Origin of the sequence: Vibrio sp. V39_P1S14PM300 (assembly GCF_009904765.1) — a bacterium.
GTDB classification, from domain to species: domain Bacteria; phylum Pseudomonadota; class Gammaproteobacteria; order Enterobacterales; family Vibrionaceae; genus Vibrio; species Vibrio proteolyticus.
The window spans coordinates 1-6,142 of the sequence record NZ_WXWP01000227.1; the positions used below are offsets into that span (position 1 = coordinate 1).

A 6,142-nucleotide genomic window follows, 5' to 3' on the forward strand; every position below is an offset into this window, starting at 1 on the left:
ATACTAATGCAATGCCGCCTAATACTAATGCACTGGTGGTGATATTGAGTAGTGTAATGGCCTCTCCGAGCCAAAGGGCACCAAGCAAGAGCGCGATGACAGGCACGGCCAACTGGCTGACAGAGGCTTGCAGCAAAGAAATCCGCGCGACAGCGATATACCAGAGAATGTAACCCAGAGCCGATGCCAGGGCTCCCGAGATGGTGGCCAGAACGATACCCTGCAAAGAGAGCGATGAGGAGAGGAGCAGCCAGGGCAGTGTTAGCAAGCTCAGTGCGGCAGCGACAATAAAGCCTTGTGTAATGGCTGTTTGCGGGGATTGAGCTTGTTTGCCGAGCAGTGTGAACGCAGCCCAACTCAACCCAGAGACGATCATCAACAGCGCAGCCAACGGATCCGGGCGACTGGCAGCGGGTGCCATCAGCCACACAAACCCCAGTAATGACACGATTACGCCGCATAGCTCCTGAGCAGTAAAGCGATTACCCTGCCAACGATATACCGCCAATAAGGTCAGTTGCACAGAACCAAACAGCAACAAAGCGCCTGTCCCGGTAGACAGTTCAAGATACGCAAACGAGAAAAAGATCGCATAACCAAATAACGCCAGACCGGCTTGAATGCTAAAGCGCCAGTCACTGCGTAAGCCGATGGGACGCTGTGTTAAAAAGGCAATGATTGCTAAGGTTAATGCACCAGAAAGCAAGCGCAGCAGGGTAAAATTGCCCGCATCGATCGCGCCGTTACTTAAAGCCAGACGACACAATAAGGAGTTGGCAGCGAAGGCTATCATTGCAGCAATGGTGATCAGCAGGGTTGGCACGGGTGGTATTCTCAGCAGCATCAATGGTTTGAGTATAACCTGTGCAGTCAGTCTATCTAGTTGATGAGGTTATTAGCGATTGCGTTTTGTTCTGAAAGTTTTTAGATTAAATCCCATCATTTCATGGAAGATGAATCACTTAGCACGGGAAAATGCAATGAAGATCGAAGTGGACAATTTGGATCGCGCAGCCGTTATTGCGCTGCTAGAAGAACATCTGGAAGACATGTACGCTACCTCTCCACCGGAAAGCGTACACGCGTTGGATCTCGGCAAGCTCAAACATCCTTCGGTGACGTTCTGGACAGGTTGGCAGGAAGAAGAGTTGTTGGGGTGTGCAGCGCTGAAAGAGTTAGACAATGACCATGCCGAGATCAAGTCAATGCGCACAGCGCGTAGCGCCCGAAATCGTGGGGTGGCGTCAGATTTACTTAGTCATGTGATTGAACAGGCCCGCTTGCGTGGCTATCGTCGGATCAGTCTTGAAACCGGTTCGATGGATTTTTTTCGTCCGGCAAGGACTTTGTATCAGAAGTATGGCTTCGAATATTGTGAGCCTTTTGCTGGCTATCTGCCGGATCCGAATAGCCGCTTTATGACGTTAACACTGGATTAAATGAACAAAGCAAAAAAGCATTCACACAGGCGGGATCAGGTCATTGGGCCAACATCGTGGTTTGCCATCACCAACAGCGTACGAGGTCGAGATATTGAGCGATAAGTTAACCGTAGTCATCATCGAAGATGAGGCGGCGATTGCTGAGAACCTCATTCATGTACTCGACATGGACGGTTACCACGCCGAGTGGTTTACCACAGCAAGAGAAGGGCTGGCGTATCTACAACACAATCCTGTTGCGCTGCTGGTACTTGATGTTGGTTTACCTGACGGCAACGGCTTCGAATTGTGTAAGACGATCCGCGAGTTTTCGGCCGTCCCGATTATTTTTCTGACCGCCAGAAACGACGAAATCGACCGCATTGTGGGGCTGGAAATTGGTGCGGACGATTATGTGACAAAGCCATTCAGTCCTCGGGAAATGCTGGCGCGTATTAAGCTGCGCATCAAGTCACGCGTTCCTGCGTCTCAGGCTATGTCCGCTGCGCTACCAGTCAGCCAAGAGCTGAGCGCACAAAACTTTGACTATTGCGTGAACGGTCAGATGCTGGGATTGACGGCGGCGGAGTTTAAGATTTTGCATAAATTGATCAACGCAGATTCCAAGGTGCTGAGTCGAGAGCAACTGATGCTTGCAGCGGACATGGCGCCAGACGCAGTGTACGAACGTAACATCGACACGCACATCAAAGCTATCCGCAGTAAGTTGAAACCTTTTAACCTGGCCGAACGGATCTGCACAAAACGTGGTTTCGGTTACTTCTATCAGACGGCAGGTGAATCATGAGTCGCTGGCCGAAAATTCCGCTCGGTTTACGGCTGTTCTTTCTCTATTTTGTCCTGGTAGGCATGACGGCATATATGGTGAGCCGAACCGTGATTCAGGAGCTGAAGCCGACCGTGCGTCAGACGACCGAAGAGACGCTGGTGGATATGGCGAATCTGCTGGCGGTGCTGGCCGAAGAAGACGTCGCCAATGGCCTGTTATCCCAGAGCCGTTTTTCGACACTGCTCACGTCTTATGGCCAGCGTGAACCTCAGGCGCGTATTTGGGAAATTGGCAAGAAAGCCATCAATCATCGAATCTATATTACCGATAAACAAGGCATTGTGATTGCGGATTCCTGGCAGCAGGATATTGGCCAGGACTTCTCGCAATGGAACGACGTGTATCTGACTCTGCGGGGGCAATATGGGGCTCGCAGCACCGCGGACGACCCGAATGATCCCTTGTCGACAGTGATGTATGTCGCAGCGCCGATCTATCATGACGGTGAGATTATTGGCAGTGTCACGGTCGCTAAAGCGAATCGTTCAGTGCAGCCGTTTATCGACCTGTCTAAGCGTAATGTGTTGTTTTGGATGGTGTGGATGAGCGGGCTGGTATTAATTGCCGGTGCTTTATTTGCGTGGCGCATTCACTCCGCGCTCAACAAGCTGGAGCAGTACGCACTGAAAACAGGCCAAGGTGAAAAGATTGCCAAGCCGACATTTCGGATTTTTTATGAGTACGGCACGCTCAGTGATGCGTTAGAGAAAATGCGTAATCAACTGGATGGCAAGCAGTATGTGGAAGAGTACGTGCAAACCCTCACACATGAACTGAAAAGCCCGTTGTCTGCCATCAAAGGGGCCAGTGAAATTCTGCAAATGCCGCTGCCAGACGAGAAAATCGCCCGTTTTGCCAACAATATTGAGCGTGAAAGTGATCGCATGCAGGCGCTGATCGACAGATTGTTGGAGCTGGCACGTTTGGAAAAGCGTCCACAGTTAGAGCATCTGGAGTCTATTTCACTGCAAGATACGGTGAACGACGTCGTACAAGCCGCAGACGCTCGCTTGAGCAGTAAAGCGGTGGTGTGTCGCGTTGACATTGACCCGAACAGTGTGATTGTCGGCGAACGCTTTTTGCTCAAACAGGCTCTATTTAATTTGATGGATAATGCGCTGGACTTTGTCGCACACGAAGGCGAGATCACGTGGCAGGCGACGGTATCCGGGTCGACGATCCGACTGTCCGTCTTCAATTCCGGACCTCATATTCCCGATTACGCCATGCCTCGCCTGACTGAGCGCTTTTATTCCCTGGCGCGGGAGAATGGGGTCAAAAGTACCGGATTGGGGCTGAATTTTGTCGAACAAGTGATGAAGCTGCACAATGGCACGCTTCGTATCGACAATGTCGCGCGGGGCGTGCAAGTGACGCTGAATCTGCCAACTTCATAAAAACTCCACACAGGCTCCATTCGTTCTCCACATTGATGTTTTAGAGTCAAAGCATCAATTCAGGGAGAACAAAACATGAAAAAAATCCTCAACAATCCACTCGGCATGAAATTTGGTTTCGTGCTGTTTTTGTTTGTACTGCTTCAGATTCCGGTGTCCATGGTCAGTGGCTTGATCTCCGAGCGGTCGGATCGTCAGGAAGCCGTGCGTAATGACATTGCGCGCAGCAGCAGTGGTGAGCAGCGAATTATCGGTCCGTTTGTGTTAGTGGACTACGTTGAAACGGAGTCCCGAGAAGACAAAACGTATCGAATCCCGCGCCAGACATTCATTCTGCCCGACACTTTTGATATGAGCGCGGATCTCGATAGCTTTGAAAAATACCGCGGTATTTATCGCGCACGTCTGTATAAAGCGCAGACCAAATTAACGGGCACCTTTGATCTCCGAGAGATAGAAACGCTGCGTAAGTTTGATATCAAAACCGTCAGTCTGGTTGTCGGGATCCAAGACAGTCGTGGGCTGATCCGCTTAGATGATATGACGTTGGCGGGACGCGCTCTCGATGTGGCGCCGGGCACCGGGTTAGATCAACTGCCACAAGGTTTTCACAGTGACTTAAGCCTTACGCAACTCGATGTGAGTCAATCGCTTGAGTTTGACCTCAACTTCTTACTGCAAGGCATGGGACAACTGCAAGTTACGCCGATTGGGAATCGGACGACGGTTGCGCTCTCATCGTCCTGGCCGCACCCGAGTTTTATCGGTGACTATTTACCTGTGTCTTCCGAGATTTCGGATTCTGGCTTTAACGCGCAATGGTCAAGCAACAACTTCTCCACCAATATTGCTCAATTATTCATGAGTTGTTTGTCATCCAACAGCGCTTGCCACGAGTTGGAACAGAGACAAATGGGGGTCGACCTGATCGATCCGGTGGATCACTACCTGAAGTCCCATCGCGCAGTGAATTACTCTTTATTGGTGATCACATTGGTGTTTGCCAGTTTCTTCCTGCTGGAAATATTTCAGGCGCGTCCGGTGCATCCGATTCAATACGGTTTTGTCGGATTGGCGCTGGCGCTGTTTTACTTGCTGCTGATTTCAATGAGTGAGCACATCGGGTTCAACCTTGCCTATCTGGTGTCGGCTCTGGCATCGACGGGATTACTGAGTGTTTACGTGGGTGGCATGCTGGGCAATCGTAAGCACGGTGCGGCGTTTGGCGTAAGTTTGGCGATACTCTATGGCCTGTTATTTGGGTTGTTGCAGGCAGAAAGCTATGCGTTATTGATGGGGACACTGCTCTGTTTTGCCATACTCAGCCTGGTGATGCTGTTGACCCGTCATGTGGATTGGTACGAACGCAGTCACAAAGCGGCTGAGCAAGCCGATGTCGCGAATTGCGACCGGTCTGGACCTTAATCAATGGCGAAAAAGAGTGCGCTCAGCGTGTCAACTGAGCACATATTCCCATGAGTCTGTTAGTGGAGAAAGATCACATTATGAAGACGTACCTAAGCACCGAGCGCTGGGAGTGCATCAACCAGCATGCAGTGACTCGCACAGCGTTGTGCAAAAAGAGCAGACGGCGAGTACAGAAAAGTTTGTTGGAAAAAGTCGTTATCTGGGCTCAGCAACAGCAGGTCAGTCCATAACATCAGAGCAAGCGTTTTGTTGGGGAGGCCGGAGATGATCCCGGCTTACCCATTCAAGCTTCGGGGTTAACTTTCAAATGAAAGCTTGTCACCAAACGTGGATTTCCAGTCTTTGTCAAATTGATCGACAGCCGGCTGAACTGCTGGATGAGAAAACATCTGCGCGGCCACATCGACAGGCAAGGTGATCGCTTCAATACCCAACTTCATCACTTCCATCGCTTGTTGGGTATTTTTAAAACTCGCGGCCAAAATTTTTGCAGACAGTTGGTTTTGATCCAGTAGCAATTGCAGGTCTGCAACCACTTCTACACCGTTCCCGTTCATCGTATCTATACGGTTCACATAAGGTGCAAGATAGTCAGCGCCGCACAATGCCGCAAGGAAACCTTGCTGAGCAGAGTAAATAGCGGTAGCAAGCACTTGAATTCCCTCTTTTTTCATTAACTTAATTGCCGCTAAGCCCGTTTCGGTTGCTGGCACTTTGACGATCATATCATAAGGTAATTCATGGATTTGGCGGGCTTCTTCTACCATGCCTTCTACAGTTGTGCTCACCACTTGAGCATGGAAACGGGGTGTGCCCCCTAACGCTTCTTGCATGCCAGCTAAGGTTTGGTTCAAGCCTTGTTTTGACTTCGCCAAAATACTTGGATTTGTGGTTACCCCTTTCAGAGGTAGGCATTGGTTAAAGCGTTTTACTTCTGCCACGTCAGCAGTATCTAAATAGAGTTCGATCATGGATTCTACCTTATACAAAATCTTCGTTTTGATGATGGGATCACTATAGATCTGACAATCCGCTGAGATCTTGAT

At 50.0% G+C, this 6,142-nt stretch carries 7 protein-coding genes; 5 read left to right on the top strand and 2 right to left on the bottom strand.

Annotated elements, in window-relative coordinates; genetic code table 11:
• The coding region (locus tag CAG65_RS11485; protein WP_161453720.1) for an EamA family transporter at positions 1-823 on the bottom strand (823 nt) is incomplete at its 3' end.
• Positions 824-980: 157 nt separating this feature from the next.
• Between CAG65_RS11485 and CAG65_RS11490 the strand changes: the two genes are divergently transcribed.
• The 5 genes from CAG65_RS11490 (at position 981) to CAG65_RS11510 (ending at position 5,326) form a co-directional block, all read left to right on the top strand.
• Positions 981-1,439: a GNAT family N-acetyltransferase gene (locus tag CAG65_RS11490; protein ID WP_021706095.1), complete on the top strand. Its 459-nt coding sequence runs from the start codon at positions 981-983 to the stop codon at positions 1,437-1,439.
• A gap of 94 nt (positions 1,440-1,533) precedes the next feature.
• On the top strand, positions 1,534-2,229 hold the full coding sequence (locus CAG65_RS11495) for a response regulator (protein WP_161453725.1): 696 nt from the start codon (positions 1,534-1,536) through the stop codon (positions 2,227-2,229).
• Entirely contained in the window at positions 2,226-3,668 is a 1,443-nt protein-coding gene (gene creC, locus CAG65_RS11500) for a two-component system sensor histidine kinase CreC (protein ID WP_161453721.1), read from the top strand. Before CAG65_RS11495 ends, creC begins: the two co-directional genes overlap by 4 nt.
• Positions 3,669-3,743: 75 nt before the next feature.
• On the top strand, positions 3,744-5,093 hold the full coding sequence (creD, locus tag CAG65_RS11505; protein WP_161453722.1) for a cell envelope integrity protein CreD: 1,350 nt from the start codon (positions 3,744-3,746) through the stop codon (positions 5,091-5,093).
• Positions 5,094-5,173: 80 nt separating this feature from the next.
• The gene (locus CAG65_RS11510) at positions 5,174-5,326 is read left to right on the top strand and encodes a hypothetical protein (RefSeq protein ID WP_161453723.1); all 153 of its coding nucleotides are present in this window, start codon (positions 5,174-5,176) and stop codon (positions 5,324-5,326) included.
• Positions 5,327-5,392: 66 nt separating this feature from the next.
• Here CAG65_RS11510 and CAG65_RS11515 read toward each other — a convergent pair whose 3' ends face one another.
• Positions 5,393-6,067 carry a fructose-6-phosphate aldolase gene (locus tag CAG65_RS11515; RefSeq protein ID WP_161453724.1) on the bottom strand — a complete coding sequence of 225 codons (675 nt, stop codon included), beginning with the start codon at positions 6,065-6,067 and terminating at the stop codon, positions 5,393-5,395.
• Positions 6,068-6,142: the final 75 nt, after the last annotated feature.

Coding starts and splice junctions, on each gene's coding strand:
- CAG65_RS11515 (WP_161453724.1), bottom strand. CDS start 6,067: ATGATCGAACTCTATTTAGATACTGCTGACGTGGCAGAAGTAAAACGC.
- creC (WP_161453721.1), top strand. CDS start 2,226: ATGAGTCGCTGGCCGAAAATTCCGCTCGGTTTACGGCTGTTCTTTCTC.
- CAG65_RS11490 (WP_021706095.1), top strand. CDS start 981: ATGAAGATCGAAGTGGACAATTTGGATCGCGCAGCCGTTATTGCGCTG.
- creD (WP_161453722.1), top strand. CDS start 3,744: ATGAAAAAAATCCTCAACAATCCACTCGGCATGAAATTTGGTTTCGTG.
- CAG65_RS11510 (WP_161453723.1), top strand. CDS start 5,174: ATGAAGACGTACCTAAGCACCGAGCGCTGGGAGTGCATCAACCAGCAT.